This is a genomic window from Mesorhizobium sp. CA16, assembly GCF_020165175.1.
GTDB lineage: Bacteria > Pseudomonadota > Alphaproteobacteria > Rhizobiales > Rhizobiaceae > Mesorhizobium.
Genome location: NZ_JAIUHP010000005.1, coordinates 17,412 through 36,162, shown reverse-complemented (window position 1 = coordinate 36,162; position 18,751 = coordinate 17,412). Strand labels below are relative to the sequence as shown.

Annotated in this window: 14 protein-coding genes; 5 read left to right on the top strand and 9 right to left on the bottom strand. The window is 64.7% G+C overall.

The window, feature by feature from the left end; all coding sequences use genetic code 11:
* Window positions 1–5: 5 nt before the first annotated feature.
* Complete coding sequence (locus tag LB525_RS09410; RefSeq protein ID WP_224544419.1) at window positions 6–989, bottom strand: AraC family transcriptional regulator; 984 nt, start codon at window positions 987–989, stop codon at window positions 6–8.
* 140 nt (window positions 990–1,129) lie between these two features.
* Here LB525_RS09410 and LB525_RS09405 point away from each other — a divergent pair, with 140 nt between their 5' ends.
* Window positions 1,130–2,965, top strand: coding sequence for a monovalent cation:proton antiporter-2 (CPA2) family protein (locus LB525_RS09405; protein ID WP_224544418.1), 1,836 nt, complete (start codon window positions 1,130–1,132; stop codon window positions 2,963–2,965).
* Window positions 2,966–2,974: 9 nt separating this feature from the next.
* A complete protein-coding gene (locus tag LB525_RS09400) occupies window positions 2,975–3,523 on the top strand; it encodes a DUF924 family protein (RefSeq protein WP_224544417.1) in 549 nt (182 codons plus the stop codon).
* Window positions 3,524–3,593: 70 nt separating this feature from the next.
* On the opposite strand, the gene folK is transcribed toward LB525_RS09400, so the two are convergent.
* Genes folK through folP form a run of 3 tightly spaced genes read right to left on the bottom strand, consistent with a single transcriptional unit; the run spans window position 3,594 to window position 5,306 of the window.
* Window positions 3,594–4,106, bottom strand: coding sequence for a 2-amino-4-hydroxy-6-hydroxymethyldihydropteridine diphosphokinase (folK, locus tag LB525_RS09395; protein ID WP_224544416.1), 513 nt, complete (start codon window positions 4,104–4,106; stop codon window positions 3,594–3,596).
* Entirely contained in the window at window positions 4,090–4,449 is a 360-nt protein-coding gene (gene folB, locus LB525_RS09390) for a dihydroneopterin aldolase (protein WP_095765255.1), read from the bottom strand. Before folB ends, folK begins: the two co-directional genes overlap by 17 nt.
* 2 nt (window positions 4,450–4,451) lie before the next feature.
* Complete coding sequence (gene folP, locus LB525_RS09385; RefSeq protein WP_224532040.1) at window positions 4,452–5,306, bottom strand: dihydropteroate synthase; 855 nt, start codon at window positions 5,304–5,306, stop codon at window positions 4,452–4,454.
* Window positions 5,307–5,390: 84 nt separating this feature from the next.
* Here folP and LB525_RS09380 point away from each other — a divergent pair, with 84 nt between their 5' ends.
* Complete coding sequence (locus LB525_RS09380; RefSeq protein WP_095765253.1) at window positions 5,391–6,011, top strand: DUF922 domain-containing Zn-dependent protease; 621 nt, start codon at window positions 5,391–5,393, stop codon at window positions 6,009–6,011.
* Window positions 6,012–6,221: 210 nt separating this feature from the next.
* Window positions 6,222–7,706: an MDR family MFS transporter gene (locus LB525_RS09375; protein WP_224544415.1), complete on the top strand. Its 1,485-nt coding sequence runs from the start codon at window positions 6,222–6,224 to the stop codon at window positions 7,704–7,706.
* A gap of 138 nt (window positions 7,707–7,844) precedes the next feature.
* On the opposite strand, the gene LB525_RS09370 is transcribed toward LB525_RS09375, so the two are convergent.
* From LB525_RS09370 to LB525_RS09360, 3 genes are all read right to left on the bottom strand, one after another.
* On the bottom strand, window positions 7,845–8,876 hold the full coding sequence (locus tag LB525_RS09370; protein ID WP_224544414.1) for an NAD(P)/FAD-dependent oxidoreductase: 1,032 nt from the start codon (window positions 8,874–8,876) through the stop codon (window positions 7,845–7,847).
* 390 nt (window positions 8,877–9,266) lie between these two features.
* On the bottom strand, window positions 9,267–9,587 hold the full coding sequence (locus LB525_RS09365; RefSeq protein ID WP_095765250.1) for a 2Fe-2S iron-sulfur cluster-binding protein: 321 nt from the start codon (window positions 9,585–9,587) through the stop codon (window positions 9,267–9,269).
* A 101-nt stretch (window positions 9,588–9,688) separates the two neighbouring features.
* Window positions 9,689–10,057 carry an Hpt domain-containing protein gene (locus LB525_RS09360; RefSeq protein ID WP_140542794.1) on the bottom strand — a complete coding sequence of 123 codons (369 nt, stop codon included), beginning with the start codon at window positions 10,055–10,057 and terminating at the stop codon, window positions 9,689–9,691.
* Window positions 10,058–10,358: 301 nt separating this feature from the next.
* Here LB525_RS09360 and LB525_RS09355 point away from each other — a divergent pair, with 301 nt between their 5' ends.
* On the top strand, window positions 10,359–16,472 hold the full coding sequence (locus LB525_RS09355) for a kinesin (RefSeq protein ID WP_224544413.1): 6,114 nt from the start codon (window positions 10,359–10,361) through the stop codon (window positions 16,470–16,472).
* 201 nt (window positions 16,473–16,673) lie between these two features.
* On the opposite strand, the gene LB525_RS09350 is transcribed toward LB525_RS09355, so the two are convergent.
* Window positions 16,674–17,327, bottom strand: coding sequence for an ABC-type transport auxiliary lipoprotein family protein (locus tag LB525_RS09350; RefSeq protein ID WP_224532044.1), 654 nt, complete (start codon window positions 17,325–17,327; stop codon window positions 16,674–16,676).
* A gap of 36 nt (window positions 17,328–17,363) precedes the next feature.
* Window positions 17,364–18,737 (bottom strand): MCE family protein, encoded by a 1,374-nt coding sequence (locus LB525_RS09345; protein WP_224532045.1) that lies wholly within the window; start codon window positions 18,735–18,737, stop codon window positions 17,364–17,366.
* Window positions 18,738–18,751: the final 14 nt, after the last annotated feature.

Below are 18,751 nucleotides of genomic sequence, written 5' to 3'. Positions count from 1 at the left end.
GTACCTTATAATCCGAAATTCATGTCCGTTCGTCCGGGAATTGTGCGGCGCACAACGCCTGGCGAGACATTGGTGATGCGTTTGAACGCGCGCGCGAAGGATGCTTCGCTATCATAGCCCAAACGGGTAGCGACCTCGGCAACCGACAGGCCGTTTTGCCCGAGCAACTCGCGGGCAAGCTGCATCCGCAGACGGGCGAGATAGTGGGCAGCGCCCTCCCCTAACACAGCGCTGAAGCGCTCGGCGAAAATCGAGCGCGATTGGCCTGCCAGGGCGGCAAGGCTTTCCAGGGTCCAGTTATGGCCGGGGTCTCGATGCATGGCTGCCAGAGCGCGGCCGATATGGGGGTCGCGGATGGCTGCAAGCCAGCCGGTGGTCGAAGCTCCAGTGCAATTGACCCAGCAGCGGATAAGCCGGGCGGTTAGCAAGTCCGCCATACGGGACAGAATCGTGGCGCTGCCCATCTGCGGTTGCGCGGCCTCCGCCGTCATAGCCGCCAGCAAAGGACGGACGACCGGATCGTTGCCGGCCACATCGCACCCCTTGATAATAGATGGCATCAACGTGATTAGTGGATTGAGCGCACAGACGCCCAGGGCCATGGAGCCGCAGAAAAGGGTGCTTGTCGCGCCCGTCCCTTCCCGCACCACCTCACAGACATTGCTCCCCAACTTGGTAACCTGGCAACTCTCGAGCGAGTCGTCGGCAACGTCCGGCGCGCTGGCCAGCCGATGGGCGATGCCTTGCGGCAACAGCACCAGATCGCCATCGCGCAACTCCTGCCAGCCTTCCGCCTCGGTATAAATCCAGCATGGACCCTGGCCGACAAAGTGAAAGCGAAGCAGCTTCTGTTGCGGAAAGGCGATGCTCCATGGATGCCGGAGCTCGCAGCGGCCATAGTTGACCCCACTCAAGCGAAAGTCCTGTAGGACTTCGCTGAGCGCATCCATCGGGATATGCAGAGGCGGGCGGGACGAATAGTCAGGCATTCGGCTACTATATATGCCGAACGTCCGGCAGGCAAGCGGAGGCCGCTTCAACGGCACCCTACCCTTCAAGTCAGTCCGCCCGCCCTTGCCTCTCGCTCCCGGGGCATGCAAGGAGTGCTTCGAGCAACGGGACGACAGGCATGGCAGTTGAAGCGTCGAGCAGCGATCTGGTGCAGGTGGTGGCGCTGCTCGCGGCGGGCGTCGTCGCCGTGCCGATCTTCAAGCGCATGGGGCTGGGCTCGATCCTCGGCTACCTCGCCGCCGGCGTGGTCATCGGTCCGTTCGGCCTGCGCATCTTTTCCGAATCGGAAGCGATCCTCCACGTCGCCGAGCTCGGCGTCGTCATGTTCCTGTTCATCATCGGGCTGGAGATGCAGCCGTCGCGGCTCTGGGGCCTGCGTCGCGAGATTTTTGGCCTGGGTGCCTTGCAGGTCGGTGTCTGCGCAGTCCTGCTCACTCTCGTCGGACTGGCCGGAGGCTTTCCCATCGCGCAGTCCTTCGTCGCCGGCGCCGGCTTCGTCCTGACCTCGACGGCGATCGTCATGCAGTTGCTCGAAGAGCGCGGTGAGATCGCCACGCCGAAAGGCCAGCGCATCGTCTCCATCCTGCTGCTCGAAGACCTGATGATCGTGCCGCTGCTCGCGCTTATCGCATTCCTAGCGCCCGGGGGCGCCGAAACCAGCCTTTCGGAGCGGCTGACCGAAGTCGGGATCGGCATCGCCGCGATCGTGGGACTGGTCCTGGCCGGCCGTTACCTGCTCAATCCGCTCTTCCGTATCCTGGCCGACGCCCGCGCCCGCGAAGTCATGACCGCCGCGGCGCTGCTAGTGGTACTGGGTTCGGCTCTGGCCATGCAGCTCTCCGGCCTGTCGATGGCGATGGGCGCCTTCCTCGCTGGCGTGCTGTTGTCGGAATCGACCTTCCGCCACCAGCTCGAAGCCGATATCGAGCCGTTCCGCGGCATCCTGCTCGGCCTGTTCTTCCTCGCCGTCGGCATGTCGCTCGACCTTGGCGTCGTAGCCCAGAACTGGCGGCTCATCGCCATCTATGTCGTCGCCTACATGGTCATGAAGGCATTCGGCATCTACGTCGTCGCGCGCATTCTGAAAAGCGGCCATCGCGAGGCGCTCGAACGCGCCGTCTTCATGGCGCAGGGCGGCGAGTTCGCCTTCGTGCTCTATTCGTCCGCTGCCGCGGTCGGCATCATCGACGGCCAGGCCAACGCCACGCTGACCGCCATCGTCATCATCTCGATGGTGCTGACACCGCTCGCGATCTTGGCGCTGCGTTACCTCACCCCGCGTGACGAGCAGTCCCTCGACGGCGTCGACATCGCCGACGGCCTCACCGGCAGCGTGCTGATCATCGGCTTCGGCCGCTTCGGCCAGATCGCCAGCCAGCCGCTTTTGCTGCGCGGGATGGACGTCTCGATCATCGACAACGAGGTGGAGATGATCCAGGCGGCGGCCGATTTCGGCTTCAAGGTCTATTACGGCGACGGCACGAGGCTGGACATCCTGCATGCGGCCGGCGCCGGGCGCGCCCGCGCGGTGCTGATCTGCGTCGACAAGCCCGACGCCGCCGTGCGCATCGCGCAGCTTATCAAGGCCGAATTTCCACTGGTCACCATCCTGGCGCGCGCCTTCGACCGCGGCACCGCGCTGCAGCTCGTGCGCGCCGGCGTCGACTATCAGCTGCGCGAGACCTTCGAATCGGCGCTGGTCTTCGGCGGCTCCGCGCTGGAGGCGCTTGGCGTCGATCCCGAGGAGGTCGCCGAAGTCATTGAGGATGTGCGACGCCGCGACGAAGCGCGTTTCGAGACGCAATTGGCCGAGGGCGTGCGCGCCGGCCAGCGTTTCCTCAAGGGCAATATCGGCACGCCGATCCCGACGCCGCTCACGCAGCCACGCCGCGCCGGCCGTGCGCTGAACCAGGAAACCGCCGTCGTGCTGAATCAGGCAGAGACCAAGAACTGAGAGGCAAATATGGCAGAGCTTGATCCGCGAGCGCTTTCGGTCATCGCATTCTGGCGCGACGCCGGCGAGGACGCCTGGTTCGAAAAGAGCGACGCCTTCGACGCCGGTTTCCGCAGCCGCTTTCTCGAGCTGCATTACGCCGCCGCGCGGCGCGAATGCGACGACTGGAATGCGCATGCCGAAGGATCGCTGGCGTTGATGATCCTGCTCGATCAGTTCCCGCGCAACTGCTTCCGCGGTACCGGCCACATGTACGCGACCGATCCGCTGGCCAGATACTTCGCCGACAGGGCGATCACCGCCGGTCAGGACCTCGAGCTGGAAGAACTGTTTCGCGTCTTCCTCTATCTGCCGTTCGAGCATTCCGAAGTGCTGGCGGATCAGGAACGGTCGGTGGAACTCACCGCCGAGCGAGCGCCGGACTATCTTAAATACGCCAATGAACATCTGGAGATCATCCAGCGCTTCGGTCGCTTTCCGCACCGCAACCGCATGCTCGGCCGTGCGACGACGGCCGAGGAGCAGGCATTTTTGGACGGCGGCGGGTTTTCGGGCTGACCGGCCGGCTTCGGAGCAATTCCAGGAAAAGTGTGGGCGGTTTTCCGTCCGGAATTGCGACAATGCAAAATCAGCCGAGCCACCATTCGCGGCCCGAAGGCAGCCGCTCGATGCCGGACGTATCGACGGCTTCGAGCCGCTCCGATACGCTTCTGCCGCCGACGGAAAGCCCTGGCGCGATCTCGGCCAGCGGCGCCAGCACGAAGGCGCGCTCCAGCATGCGCGGATGCGGCACTTCGAGGCCGGTCTCGTGGATCACCCGGTCGCCGAACACCAGGATGTCTATATCGATGAGGCGCGGCCCCCAGCGCTCCTCGCGCACGCGCTTCAGCCGCTTCTCGACATCGAGGCAAAGCTCAAGCAGCGCGCGTGGCGAAAGCGCCGTCTCGATCGCGGCGGCGGCATTGAGGAAATCGGGCTGGTCGAGCTTGCCCCAAGGAGGCGTGCGGTAGAGCGACGAGACGGCGGTGACGCGCGTCGCGTCGTCGCCGTCCAGCATGCGCAATGCCGCGCCCATGGACTTCGCCGGCTCGCCGAGATTGCCGCCGAGACTGAGGTAGACGGCGCTATTCTGGCCAGACAACGGTCACCTCGACATGATCGAGCACGCCCGGCACCGGGGCGTTCGGCTTGCGCACGGTGATCGCGGCTTTCCTGATCTGCGAGAATCGCGCTGTCAGCGCCTTCGCCACCTCCAGCGCCAGCGCCTCGATCAGGAAGCGGCGATGTCCGGTCACGATCTTTTCGATAACCGAGAAGGCGACGCCATAATTGACGGTGTCTTCGATGGAATCCTCAGTCAGCGGCCGGCTGGGCTCGACCGTCAGCTCGGCATCGACGTAGAAACGCTGGCCAAGCGTCTCCTCCTCGTCCAGCACGCCGTGGCGGGCGAAGAAGGCGCAGTTCTTCATGCGGATGAGGTACATGATCAGTGTCCGGGAGGAAGCTCGGTTTCGCGTTGAAGCATAGCATCGGTGACCGCCAGCGCATCCACGTTGATTGCGACATCGTGGACGCGAAACAGGTCGGCTCCCTTCAAGCGCAGGATGACACTGGTGGCCGCCGTGCCGGCAGCCCGTTCCGCGGGATCGCGCCCGGTGGCGGTGCCGATGAAGCGCTTGCGCGAGGTTCCGGCCATCAACGGGTAGCCGAGCGCCTGAAGCTCGGAAAAACGCGCCATCAGGTCGAGGTTTTCCTCCGCCGTTTCCTTGGCGAAGCCGAAGCCGGCATCGAGCACGATCTGGCTGTCGGCGACATTGCCGGCGCGCGCGATCTCCAGCGATTTGCGCAGGAACAGGAACTGGTCCTCGATCACGTCGGGCAGCTTCTGCCGTTCGCGCCCGGTATGCATGATGACGAGCCCGGCGCCTGTCTCGGCCGCGACGCGCGCGATGCCCGGCTCACGTTGCAGCCCCCAGACGTCGTTGACGATATGGGCGCCGGCGGCGACGCCAAGCCGCGCGGTGTCCTCGCGATAGGTGTCGACCGAGATCAGCGCCTCGCCGGAAGCGGCGAGCGCCGCGATGACCGGCAGCACGCGCGCCTGTTCTTCCTCGGCGGAGATCGGGGCAAAACCGGGCCGCGTCGATTCCCCGCCGACGTCGATGATCGCCGCGCCCTGCTTCACCATGCGGTGCGCCTGCTCCAGCGCCTTCTCGGGCGCGATGAACAGGCCGCCGTCCGAAAAGCTGTCGGGCGTCACGTTGAGGATGCCGGCGACGACCGCCTTCGGACCGAGGTCGAGATAGCGTCCATGCGCCAGCTGCCATCGCCTTGTCGTCATTGTCCATCAACCATGCGTGATCTGCGCGAAATCAATTCCGTTGCGCTGGCGACGGCCCTAAAGCAAGGTGCGTGAAGAGGCAATATGATGAACCGCTCCCTGCTCTGCGCCCTGATGCTCTCGCTCACTGCCCTGCCGGCGGGCGCGGCCAGTCTGGTCAAGACCTACAGCTATTTCAGCGTCGGCGGCCGCACGCTCGACGATATCCAGAACCAGCTGTCGAGAAACGGCCCCGAGGTGAAGAGCACCGGCTCGCGGCATCCCGGCGCCACGCAAATGGCCTTCACCACCCGCATCAGCTACGCGCAGAGCGCCGGGTCCTGCCGCATCGCCGACGCGGCCGTCACCTTGAAGGTCAAGGTAATCCTCCCCGAATGGCGGCGCCCGCGCAAATCCGATCCCGGCGTCAGGCTGGTCTGGGATACGCTCTCGGCCGACATCAAGCGGCATGAGGAGCGCCATGTCGAGATCGCCAAGAACCATGCGCGCCTGCTCGAGGATGCGCTGAAGGCACTCCCACCGCAAAAGACCTGCGAGCAGGCGAAGCTCAACGCCGCCGCGGTCCAGGCAGCCGAGCTCGCCAGGCACGATCAGGACCAGGTCCGCTTCGACCGCGTCGAGAGCGTCAATTTCGAAAGCCGTATCCTTCGGCTGATGCGCTACCGGATGGAGCGTGTCGAAGCCGGCCAGCTGCCGCCGCCTTGACTTGAGAGCCGAGCCCTGTCCGGGGCCAATTTCATCCAAGCATGGTGCCAGACCGGAAAAACTTTCGAGTGATGGTCGAAATCGGCCTATATCGAACGACATAATGCGGGTTCGAAGCGCCAAAGCCTCGGGTCCACGATGAGAAATGACACGTGCGACCGGCCAAAGCCGTCTTGGCGCACCAAGCACCAGCCTTTGAAAGAATGACGCATGGACCAGACCGTCGAGAACCAGGCGATGGCGCCGAAATCCGCGCCGATGATGAGCGAGAGCGAGAAGAATGCCATCATCGGCGGCGTGCTGTTGTCGATGCTGCTGGCGGCCCTTGATCAGACCATCGTAGCCCCTGCCCTGCCGACGATCGCCGGCGCGCTCGGCCATGCCGAATATCTGCCGTGGATCGTCACCGGCTATCTTCTGACCGCGACCGCGATGGCGCCGCTCTACGGCAAGATTTCCGATGTCTACGGGCGCCGCCCTGTCATCTACGCCGCCATCCTCGTCTTCCTGCTCGGGTCGCTGGTCAGCGCGCTCGCTCCCAACATGCTGGTGCTGGTCATCGGCCGCGCCATCCAGGGCGCCGGCGGCGGCGGTCTCTTCGCGCTGGCCCAGACGGTCATCGGCGACCTCGTGCCGCCGCGCGAGCGCGCCCGCTATGCGGCCTGGATCGCAGGCACATGGGCGGTCGCCAGCGTCGCCGGCCCGCTGCTCGGCGGCGTGTTTGCCGAGCATCTGCACTGGTCGCTGATCTTCTGGATCAACCTGCCTATCGGCTTCCTGGCCATGGCCATCATCAACAACCCGTTGAAGAAGCTGCCGGTCGCGGCCAAGAACCATCGCATCGACGGCTTGGGCGCCGTGCTGCTGGTTATCGCCACAACGCTTCTGCTCCTGGCGCTCAGCTGGGGCGGCAGTGCCTATCCCTGGTTTTCCCGCGAAATCCTTGGGCTGGTTGCCTGTTCGGCGGTGTTCTGGGCCTTCTTCGCGCTCAGGCTGCTCAAGGCGGCCGAGCCTTTGATCTCGCTCGAGGTCTTGAGCAACCCGATCGTGCTCGCCGGCACACTGTCGATGTTCCTCTTGCAGGCCGCAAATATCGGCGCGTCGGTATACCTGCCGGTCTATCTGCAATCGGTCGTCGGGCTTTCGGTCAGCGAATCCGGGACCGCGATGCTTGGCCTCCTGCTCGGCACGGTCGCCGGCGCGACCTTCAGCGGCCGCACGATCCCGCGCTTTGTCCACTATAAGCGCATCGCGATGATCGGCGTCGGGCTGGCCATCGTCTGCATTGGCGTGCTCAGTGCCATTGCGGAACACGCCTCGTTGCTCGAGGTGGAAATCCTGACGACTTTGATCGGCCTTGGCAGCGGAACGACATTCCCGGTTGCCACCGTCTCGGTCCAGAATGCCGTCGATCGCGCGCATCTCGGTGTCGCGACGGGCGTTCTGACCTTTCTGCGCACGCTGGGCGGCGCGCTCGGCGTGGCCATGCTCGGCGCCGTCGCGCTCGGCTACGGTCTGCCACTGCCCTCAGAAGGCTCGCAGACGCATATCCAACCGGTATCGGCGTTGCCGTTCGTGATGATCTTCGTCGCCGCCGGAGCAACGCTCGTTCTGGCCCTGATCACGCTGGCCCTGATGCCCGAAAAGGAACTGCGCGGCCATGACGAGCAAACCGCGCCGGCGCTTGCGGAGTAGATCGCTTGAAGGTGTGTTGAGATTCAGGTCAGGCCGCAGTTTCCGAGAACCGGAGCGGAGCGTACTTGAAGTACGTGAGCACCGGAAGCGCAGGAAGCTGCCGTTCGCAGTCCGGCATCACCTGAATATCAATACGCCTCAATCATGCACGCCGAGCTTCTTCTGCAGGCTGGTCGACGAGGTCGTATACTGAAAGACGATGCGCTCGCCCGGGCTGACGATCCGCTTGGCGGCCTGCGCCATCAGCGCCACCTCATGGAAGCCTGACAGGATCAGCTTGAGCTTGCCCGGATACCAGTTGATGTCGCCGACGGCAAAGATGCCCGGGATCGACGTCTGGAACTTCTCGGTGTCCACCGGGATCAGGTTCTCGTGCAGGTTGAGGCCCCATTCGGCGATCGGCCCGAGCTTCATGGTGAGGCCGAAGAATGGCAGCATGCGGGTGCACGGCACCTCGACGTCGCCGCCCGGACCGCCCTTGATGGTCGCCGACGACAGCTGACCGCCGCCGCCCGCAAGGCCGCTGACCTGGCCGACCAGGAATTCGAGCTGCTTCATTTCCTGCATGGCATACATCTTGTTGACGCTGTCGGGCGCAGCCCTGAATTCCGGGCGGCGATGCACCAGCGTCACGCTTTTGGCGATCGGCTGCAGGTTGAGCGTCCAGTCGAGCGCCGAATCGCCGCCGCCGACGATGACGAGATCGTGGCCGCGAAATTCCTCCATGCGTCGGACCGAATAGAAGACGCTCTTGCCTTCGTACTCCTCAATGCCCGGAATGGGCGGACGCTTGGGCTGGAACGAGCCGCCGCCAGCGGCGATCACCACCACCTTGGCCTCGAACAATTCACCTTCATCGGTGGCGACCCGGAAGCTGCCGTCCTCCAGCTTTTCAAGGCTCGACACCATGCGGTTGAAGGTGAAGTCCGGCTGGAACGGATGGATCTGCTGCATGAGCTTGTCGACCAGGCCTTGCGCGGAGATCATCGGCCAGCCTGGAATGTCGTAGATCGGCTTTTCAGGATAGAGCTCGGCGCATTGGCCACCGGGACGATCGAGAATGTCGATCAGATGGCATTTCATGTCGAGCAGACCGAGCTCGAACACGGCGAACAGGCCGATCGGCCCTGCCCCGACAATGAGAACGTCCGTTTTGATGGTATCGGTCATGCGCTGCGCCCTGATTGGGAATGCGGCGAGACTGCATGAGCTATGGGCCGCTGCCAAGCTGCCGGCGCGAAAGAATATTGGGAAGCAGCCAAGGTGTGTCCAGATTCAGGTCAGGCCGAGTCGGAGTCGAAGACGGGCGCGAAGCGACCAAACTGGGTGACGTCCGAGAACCGGCCTACGCCGGCCGTACCTTCGTAGAGCGGAGACACCTATGAGGGCTTCGGCCGGCGAAGGCCGGAGCGGAGCGTACTCAAACTACGTGAGCACCGGCCTACGCCGGCCGTAGCTTATTTTAACCGCCACGCCATTCGTGAGTGCTTCGGCCGGCAAAGGCCGGAAGCGCAGGAAGTCGCCATTTGCAGGCCGGCCTCACCTGAATATCGACGCGCCTTAACCCTGGCGCGCGGGGACCCGAACCACCAGCCCGTCCAGCGCGTCGCGCACCTTGATCTGGCATGAGAGGCGTGAGTTCGGCTGGACCTCGTAGGCGAAGTCCAGCATGTCCTCCTCCATCGCCTCCGGCTCGCCGACCTCCGCTGTCCATGCTTCGTCGACATAGACATGGCAGGTCGCGCAGGCACAGGCGCCGCCGCATTCGGCTTCGATGCCGGGCACCGCGTTGCGGATTGCATTTTCCATCACCGTCGAGCCGTTTTCGGCTTCCACGTCAAATCGGGTCCCGTCATGGGCGATGTAAGTCAGCTTGGTCATTAAGTCACCTGAGGAGTCGCAGCCGAGATAATCACTCTGCCGGACAAGTCAACTGCGGCGCGAAAGCGCCACGAAATGACGTTTTTCAGAAAGGCGGGATACTAGCGGCTGATGCCGGCGATGAAGTCGCGCACTTCCTCGATCAGCGTGCTGAGCCGCTTGAGCGCCCGGACGTCTTCCGGCTGGGTTTCGATGATCGCCGCGCAGTCGGCCACCGCAAAGGCGCCGATGCCGCGCGCCGAGCCCTTCAGGCCATGCGCCAGAAGCACCCTTTGCCTCGCGTCGGCATCCGCGATCTGGTCACGGACCGACAGCGACTGGTGCACGAACAGCGCCAGCACCTCGCGTTCGAGGTCGCGGTCGCCCATTGTCTGGCGTGCCAGATGGCCGAGATCCACCGGTCGGGCTCCAGCCGTTCCGGAGGCGTCGCCTCCCGGCATGGAAAACGCAATACCACTTTCGCCACGCATACGCACTGCAACTCCATCAAGCGGGCAGACGGGCCCACGAAAATAGGCGCTCCCGGTCGCCAACGGGTTAACGACTGCAGAGGAAAAATGTTGTCACGGAGGCAGCCGGATCACGTCTCCGTTAACCTTATATTTAAAGTTTTACGTATCGCCCGGAATGCATGTTTTCTTTACCCCTGTGTGTCATTACGATACGAAGGTCCATTTTTCAGCCTCCTGCGCGGGATAGACAAGCCAGAATCGGGCCAGAATCAGGCCAAAATCATAAGTCCCGCGGCAGCTAGTACAGGGTAGCGAAGGCATGGCTAAGAAACCAACGACGACGAAGTCTCTCGAGAATGACGTGGCCGCGGAACTGGAAAAGGCGCTTGACCTTGACCTTAACGGCGACGAAGGCGGCCTCGACATGGCGGCGTCGATGGAGGATCTCGAAGCGCAGATTTCGGCGGCGGCCGACGAGCTGGCGCGCGAAGGGCGCAGCCATAGGACGGAGCCGGCAAACAATCCCCAGCCTGCCAACCCCCAGCCTCCGAGGGCGCCCGCTGCCAAGCCGGCCGAGTTGCGCCCGGTCGAGCCGCGCAATGGGCAGCCGTCCGGCTTTACGCCTCCAGCCGGCTTCACGCCCGCCAATGATGACCGCCAGAAGGACTACAAGACGCTGCTGCACAGCCTCAATCGCCGTGCGTCCAGCACCGTCTACTGGGTGATCGCCTTTATCTCGCTGGCCTGGATCGCCGGCGCCGGCGGCCTGGCCAACCTGTTGTTCGGTCCCGGCATCTGGAAGATCCGTACCGTCGACCAGTTCTTCGCCCGTCCCGAGTTGATCGGCCTGGCGGTTGCCGCGATCGTTCCGGTCATCCTGTTCTGGGCTTTCGCCGCCATGATCCGGCGCGCGCAGGAAATGCGCCTCGCCGCGCAATCCATGACCGAGGTCGCCTTCCGCCTGGCGGAGCCCGAAAACCTCGCCCAGGACCGTGTCATGATGATCGGCCAGGCCGTTCGCCGCGAGGTGGCGGCCATGGGCGAAGGCATCGAGCGCACCCTGGCCCGCGCGGTCGAGCTCGAAACGCTCGTCCACGGCGAAGTCAGCCAGCTCGAACGCTCCTATTCCGAGAACGAGGCCCGCATCCGTTCGCTGGTCGACGGTCTCGGCAGCGAGCGCGAGGCGGTCGTCACCCATGCCGAGCGCGTGCGCGCCTCCATCGCCAGCGCTCACGAGACGCTGCGCGACGAGATCGGCTCGGCCAGCGACATCATCCGCGACTCGATCCTCAACGCGTCGACCAAGCTGTCGATGACGATCAACAATTCCGGCGACACGCTGATCGACCGCATCAATGAAAGCTCGACGTCGATCTTCGATTCGGTGGAATCGCGCCTTGACAACATCACGGACCGTCTTTCGACCTCCGGCGAGGCCTTCGCGAGCCTACTCGACACCCGTATCGCCAAGCTCACCGACACCACGGACGGCCTGACACGCTCGCTAACCGACCTGCTCGACGACCGCACCAACGGCATGGTCTCGCTACTCGGCGGCGCGGCGCGTACCTTGAGTTCGGAGTTCGAGACGAGCCTCAGCGGCATCGAACGGACCCTGGCCGAACGCGGTCAGGCGCTGATCAGCGAATTCCAGACCCGCGCCGAGGCGCTCGACACCGGTACGCAGAAACTCAACGCCGCCCTCGAAGCCCGCGCCCGCCAGATCAACGAGACGCTGGTCGAGCGCGCCCGCGAGATCGCGCACACCTTCGCCGAGAGCAAGGACCAACTGTCGTCGATGATCGACCAGGGCAAGACGCAGATCGGCGCCGACATGGCGGACATCATCTCGTCGACCTCTTCCATGCTCGAAGCCCGCGCCACCGACTTCGCCGGACGCATGGAAGCGGCCCGGCATGTCGTGTCGCGCTCATTCGATTCCGACATCCAGCGGCTGGCCGATGCCCGTGTCGGCATCGAGGAAGCCGTCGAGAACCACAGCCGCGCGCTTTCGGAGAGCCGCGAGCGCATGGCGGCCGCCATGCAGGAGGACCTGGCGAAATTCGCCGAAGGCCGCGTGGCAATCGATGCCGCCGTCACCAACCAGGTGCAGAAGCTGGCAGAAGGCCGCAGCCTGATCTCGCGCGCGCTGGAAGAAGACCTGCGCAAGGTCAACGAGTCGCGCGCTGCCATCGATGCGTCGCTGGGCAGCCATCTGGAGCAGCTCGAAGAAGGCCGCAACCGCCTGTCCCAGGTCTTGAACGAAGACTCCGGCAGGCTCGTCCAAGCCCGTACTATGATTGACGAAATGGTCGCCGGCCATGTCGGGAAGCTGGCCGAAGGCCGCAACATCCTGGCGCGCGCCCTGGAGGCCGATCTCAACAAGCTGCAGGACAGCCGCGCCTCCATCGACGGCCTTGTCGCCGGTCAGGTCGAGAAGATCGCCGAGGGCCGCGCCGTGCTCGCCAAAGCGCTCGAGACAGACATCATCGGCATCCGTGGCCTGATCGAGACCCACTCGACCAAGCTCGCCGAGGACCGCGGCGAGCTCAGCCGCGCCCTTGAAAGCGATCTGAGCGGCATCCGCGGCCTGATCGACAGCCACGCCGGCAAGCTCGCCGAGGACCGCAGCCTGCTGTCGCACACGCTGGAAGCCGACCTTGCCAAGCTCGCCGAAAGCCGCGCCTCGATCGACGGCCTTGTCGCCGGCCAGGTCGAGAAGCTCGCCGAAGGCCGCGACATCCTCAAGCGTGCCCTGGAAGCCGACCTCAACGCCATCAAGGGTGCCATCGCGGGACATTCGGACAAGGTTCTGGAAGATCGCTCACAGCTTTCGAAAGCGCTTGAAACTGACCTGCAGGCCGTCAGCGGCGCCATCGCCGACCATCAAAACCGGCTCGTTCAGGACCGTTCCGTGCTGTCGAAGTCGCTGGAGGACGATCTCGCCAAACTGGCGGAGAGCCGCTCCAGCATCGACGGGCTGGTCGCCGGCCAGGTCGAGAAGCTCGCCGAAGGCCGCGACATCCTCAAGCGCGCGCTGGAGGCCGACCTCAACACAATCCAGGGCGCGATCGTCGATCATTCGCAGAAGATCACCGATCACCGCGCCGAGCTTTCGCGTGCGCTGGAGACCGATATGGCTAATGCCAGCGGCCTCATGCAGACCCATGCCGACCAACTGTCGCAGAACCGGGCGACGCTGTCCAAGGCGCTCGAGGACGATCTTGCCAAGCTCGCCGAGAGCCGCGCCGGCATCGACGGCCTGGTCTCCGGCCAGGTCGAGAAACTGGCGGAAGGCCGCGACATCCTCAAGCGTGCGCTGGAAGCCGACCTCGCCAAGCTCGCCGAAAGCCGTTCCTCGATCGACGGCCTGGTCGCCGGCCAGGTCGAGAAGCTCGCCGAAGGCCGCGATATCCTTAGGCGCGCCCTCGAAGCGGACCTTCAGAAGCTGACGGAAAGCCGCTCGGAGATCGACGACGTCATCGCCGGCCATGTCGGCAAGCTGTCCGAGGGCCGCAACATGCTGGCCAAGGCCCTCGAGGACGATCTCGTCAAGCTTGCCGATGCGCGCAAGGACGTCGACCGTTCGGTTTTCGGCCATATTGACCAGATCGCTGCCCGAAGCAGCGATATCTCGGCGGCGATTGCCGCTGATGTCGAGAAGATCGAGCAGGCCTTCAGCCGGCAGACCGGTGTCATCGAGGAGCGCGCCGGCACCATGGAGCGTGCGCTGTCGACCGGCGTCGACAATGTCCGCGGCGTGCTGGAAAAGACCGCTGTGTTCGTGGCGGGCGCGCTGCGCGACAAGGTCATGGAAATCACCAGCACCCTGCACGAGCAGGCTGGTGCGGCTTTCAGCGACGCCGACCGCAAGATCGCCGAACGCGCCGAGCAGACTTCCGCAGCGCTGCTTGCCAGGGCCGAGGATATCGCGCAGGCTTTCGAGGCGGCGGACCGCCGCCTGCACGAGCGCGCCCAGGATACGTCCAACATGCTGATGGCGCGAGCCGACGACGCCTCCAACTCGCTCATGGCCCGCGTCGAGGAAACCGCTGACAAGCTGGCCGCACGCGCCGGCGACATCGCCAACACCTTCGATGCCGCCGACCAGAAGCTGGTTGCCCGCGCCGTCGAGACGGCGCAGTCGCTAGCCGCCCGTGCCGGCGACATCCTGCGCAACTTCGAGGGCGCCGACGAGCGGCTTTCGATGCGCATCAGCGAATCGGCCGAAGCGCTGGCCGCCCGCGCCTCGGACCTCGGCCGCATCTTCGACAGCGCCGACCAGCATCTGATCTCGCGTATTGCCGAGGGCTCGGAAGCACTGTCGTCGCGGGCGTCCGAAATTGCCCGTATCTTCGACGACGCCGACAGCCGTCTGGTGTCGCGTATCGCCTCGAGCACCTCGACCATCGGCGAGCATGCCGACACGATCGTCGGCGCCTTCGCGGCGACCGAACAGCGCGTCGCCGACCGTGCCCGCCAGACCGGGCAGGAGCTTGCCGTGCATGCCCGCGAGATCGAGCAGGCGCTGGCCGGAGCCGACGAGCGGCTGGCCGCAAGCGCCTCGGCCGCGGCCGCACGTGTTGAGGACCAGGTGGCGAGCGTGGAAAACCGCCTCGCCTCCAGCGCCGAGACCATGGGCCAGAAGCTCAACGAGCAGGTCTCCAGCGCCGAGGCCCAGCTCATCTCGCGCGCCAATGTCATCGCCGAGACCTTCACGGCGGTCGGCCAGCATATCGGCCAGAGCACCAACGAGGCCGCGCGCACGATCGGTGCCAACACCCGCGAGCTCAACACCATGCTCGCGGCGCGTTCGGCGGAGATGGCGAAAATCCTCGACGAGACGGCCAAACCGCTGGTCGAGCGCTTCGCCCAGGGCGGCTCCGAGCTGCAGCGCAGCATGGAAGAGGTCACCGAACGGGCGGCCGAGAAGCTGCGCAGCGAGAACACGAACCTCGTCAACGCTCTCGCCAGCCGCACGGCCGAGACGCTGTCGGCCGTCGAAGGCGCCCGCTCGTCGCTTGCCGACAGCGTGGCCGATCTTATCGGCCGCATGACGACCTCCAGCGCGCAACTCGGCCAATTGATCGACCAGGCTGCCGTCAATCTCGGCCAGGTCGAGGAGCGGCTCTCCGGCAGCACGCAGAGCTTCGCCGCGACCACGGAGAAGGCCGCCCAGACTTTCGCTAGTTCGGCGCGTCTGGTCGATTCCAACACGACACGGCTCACCGACCTGTCCTCGGCGACGCTGCGCGAGGTGGCTTCGATCGCGACCAAGTTCGACGAACACAGCCGGTTGCTCTCCAGCGCCTCGAATTTGCTCAGCTCTGCGCAAAGCAATCTCGAGCACACGCTGGAGCGTCAGTCCTCGCTGGAAGACCTCGCCGTCGGCCTGGTCAAGAAGTCGGAAGATCTCGAGAAGGTGATGCGCTCCTTCGAAAACCTCGTCGGCCAGACGATGCAGACCGCGGAGGGCCGCACGATGGAATCGGCGGAAAAGATCCGCGCCGCCATCGCCGACGTCGTCGATTCGGCGACACGGCGCTTTGCTGACGCGACCGAAGAGATGCGTCGCACCGCAGGCTCGATCAAGAGCGAGCTCGACCTTACCCGCGCCGAGCTGAAGAAGGGCGTGATCGAGATGCCGGAGGAGGCTAAGGAATCGACCTCGGCCATTCGTCGCGCTGTCGCAGAGCAAATCAATGCGCTCAAGGAACTGTCGGATATCGTTGCGAAATCCGGTCGCAGCGGCAGCAGCGAACAAGGCGAGCCACGCGGCCTGCGCCCTGCTCCGCAGGCGCCGGCCCGAGCCGCCGAACCGCCGCTGCGCCGTCCCCCGGCCCCGCAGCCACAGCAGCAATCGCAACCAACGGCCCGCGCTCCGCAGGCGCCGCTCGCGGAGACCACGCTGCGCGGCACGCTCGATCTTGAACGCCCCGCCGAGGCGCCGCGCCGCGATCCGAACGGCAAGCCCGCGCAGGGCGGATGGGTGCGCGACCTCCTGACCAATGCGTCGCGTGAGGAAGAGCTGCGGCCGGCAACGCCGGCGGAAGCGCCGCGCGCGACGCCTGCCCAGCGCTCGCCGCTGCATGTCATGGAGTCGCTCAACTCGCTCTCCGTCGACATCGCGCGGGCCATCGACCATGACGCCTCGATCGAGCTCTGGAACCGCTACCGGCGGGGCGAGCGCGACGTCTTCACCCGTCGCCTCTACACGCTGAAGGGCCAGCAGACCTTCGACGAGATCCGCCGCAAGTATCAGGCCGAGGCGGAATTCCGCGCCGCGGTCGACCGTTACTGCGAGGATTTCGAGAAGCTGCTCAAGGATGTCTCGCGCAACGACCGCGACAACATCATGGCGCAGACCTATCTGACGTCCGACACAGGCAAGGTCTACACGATGCTGGCCCATGCCAGCGGCCGGCTGCAGTGAGCGGCCGACAAGTCTGACAAAAAAGGCGGGCCTCGGCCCGCCTTTTTCTTTTGTCCGTTGATCAATGGAATTGGTTTCCCGGCGCCTTGGCAACCGCTGTTAGAGCAATTCCAGGAAAAGTGTGAGCGGTTTTCCGCCCGGAATTGCGTAAAAAACAAAGAGATAGGGCGTTTCGCCGTTTCCGTGAAACGGTGAAACGCACTAGATCGTCGAATCCGTCCAGCGGACGATGTCTGCCGCCGCCTGGCCGAAGGCGCTGTCCAGCGCGCCGACGTAAGCCGCATTTCCGCCGCCTGAGACCGGGGCGCTCGCGGTGAAGTTCTTCGAGGCGCGCACCTCGCCGTTGCGGTCGTTCAGGATGCGCACGAACAGATCGACATCGGCATGCTCGCCGCCATTGACGCGCACCTCGAAGGAGCGCACCTCGACGATGATCTGGTAGTCGATGGCCAGTCCCTCGCCCGGCTTTCCGACACCGGCAAAGCTGCCGGAGCGCTGGAAGGTTTCGGCCAGCCTCGCCTGCACGATCAGCGGCAGCCGGTCCGCCCATTGCGCGCCCTTGAGGAACTGGATCGACCGGTCGGAAGGCCTGATGACGATGTTCTGGCTGTCCAGCGCCTTGAGCGCCGACGGCTGGGCGATCAGGATCTGGCGACGGCTGTGGGCACGCACATCGAGCGACGGCGCGGACAATTCGAACGTGTCGAGCGGCGCCGGCTTGCCGCCCAGTGCCGCGCAGCCGGCAACCGCAAGCACCAGCAACGCTGCGGCGGACGATCTCAAACTACCCGCAACCACCCCGATCGACTTCACGCGTGATCCCCGCTGTCCCCGGATCTTACGATCAACCCGCATTTGCGGTTCATTTCTTGACGGTCACGGCGGCCGAAGTCAACGCCGTGCCCTTCCATCGAATTGCCGGACCTCGCCGGCGCCGCCGGACAGAATGCGCTGCGGGTTACGGCTGAGATCGGTCACCGCTTCCTCGATGCGGTTGATCGAGCGCCGGCTGTCCTGCACCAGCCCCTCGACGTTCTGCAGGCCCTGGCCGGAGAAGCGCGACAGGTTGTCGACGATTGTGCCGAGGCGGGAGTTCAGCGTGTCGGCCACCTGCTTGAATGATTTCAACGTCGCCCTGGCATCGGCCATGACACCGTTGGCCTCGCCGGACCCGAGGAGCTTGTCGACCTTGACCAGGATGCCGTCGACGCGCACCGAAGCGTCGTTGAGCCGCTGCGCGAGCTGGCGGGCGTCCTTGATGGTCTCGTTGATGTCGTCGGAACGGTTGGCGATCTTGTCGGTGACCTTGGCGATGTCGGACGCCGCCTTGTCGGCGTTGGCGCTGGCCTTCTGGATGTTGGCCAAAGCGGCCTTGACGTCGGCGGGATCGATGCCGTCGAGCACGCTGTTGACCTTGGCCAACGTGCCTTGCGTCTGCTTGGCGAAATCGTTGATCGAGCCGACCGCCGTGTTGACGTTGTCGATGACGGTATCGAACTGCTTCGAGGTCTCTTTCAGGTTCGTCGTCACCGTGTCGACATTGGCCACGATGCTCTTGATCTGGTCCTTGTCGACGGAATTGAGCAGGCCTTCGGCGGCCTTCAGCGTGCTGTCGAGCCGGCCCGAGACATTCTTCAGCTGATCCGAAAGCGAGCTCACCGCCGACAGGAACTTGTCGATGCCGTCGGAATTCTTGGCCAGCGCGTCCGAGAAGGTCTCGACGTTCTTGACCGTCTGCGTCAGCGGACCGCGAACGTCCTTGGTGAAGCCTTCGAGCTCGCCAAGCACCTTGTCGGCGCGGGTGAAGATATTCTGCGCCGTCTGCAAAAGGTTGGTGACCGCGGACGGATTGGCGACGATTTCGGCGACCTTGCCTTCCTTCTCCGCTTCGTCGAGCAGCCTGGTCTCCTTCGGATCGGCGCCCTTGAGCTCGATATTGGCCTGGCCGCTGAGGCCGGTCAGTCCGATATCGGCCTGCGTCGATTTGGTGATCGGCGTCCAACGGGCGATTTCGGTGTCGGCGATGGCGACGGTCGGATCGTCGCCGTCGATATAAACGTTCTTCACATCACCCACCCTGACGCCGTTGAACAGCACAAGGCTGCCGCGGCTGAGGCCGGAGGCCGAGCCCGGGATGCGCACGCGCAGCATCGCCGTTTCGCCCCTGTCGCCGATGGCGGCCGTCCAATAGACGAAGGCAAAGGCCGCCAGGATCGCGCCAAGCGTGAAGATGCCGACAATTACGTAGTTGGCTCTTGTTTCCATCGCCCCACTTATGG